Source organism: Pseudoalteromonas sp. MMG012, assembly GCF_018100875.1.
Classification (GTDB): Bacteria; Pseudomonadota; Gammaproteobacteria; order Enterobacterales; family Alteromonadaceae; genus Pseudoalteromonas; species Pseudoalteromonas aurantia.
On the sequence record NZ_JAGJEF010000215.1, the window covers coordinates 1 to 660 of the forward strand.

General features: G+C 41.2%; 1 pseudogene. It reads right to left on the reverse strand.

What is annotated here, in order from left to right:
- Positions 1-660 (reverse strand): annotated as a pseudogene (locus J8L97_RS23740) (IS3 family transposase); the annotation flags it as partial.

The following is a 660-nucleotide window of genomic DNA, read 5'->3' on the forward strand; positions in this document are numbered from 1 at the left end:
CACCTGATTTGGCGCAACAGGATTAAAGTTTTGATTCAGTAAATTATCAGCAACCGTATCACCATGTTTGCGTTTGGTTGTTACCTTGTATGCAACCCGTTGAGTAACGACTAAACCAAGATTTGCCATTAACTTCTGAACGCCATAATCACTGACGTGAAAGCCCTCACTGCGTAACTTCTTTCTAAGTTCTCGATAGCCTAAGCTATTTCTGCTTTTCTCGAAGAGTTGCTTTGCCTTTCGATATAAGTTCAGTTGCTCTGCTGTTATGATTTTAGCTGGCCGTTTAAGCCAAGCATAATAAGCACTACGGCTTACCTTCATCACTTTACAGAGCTTAACTACGGGAAACACCGAAGATAACTGCTTAATCGTTTTAAAGGTTACTTGGTTTCCTTTAGCAGGAGGGCGCTGGCCTTTTTTAATATCTCTTTTTCCATCCTTAGCTCTTTATTTTCCTTGCGAAGTCTTAACAGCTCAGCCCGCTCATCAGCATTTAAACTGGCACCAGACTGCTCTGCTTCAACTTTAGCTTTCCAGTTATAAAGTAATTTATCAGTGATACCTAAAGACGCTGCTGCCTTTGGTACGCTATAACCTTGCTCGGTTACTAATGCCACAGCTTCTTGCTTAAATTCTGCCGTGTAACTTCTGTTTGTT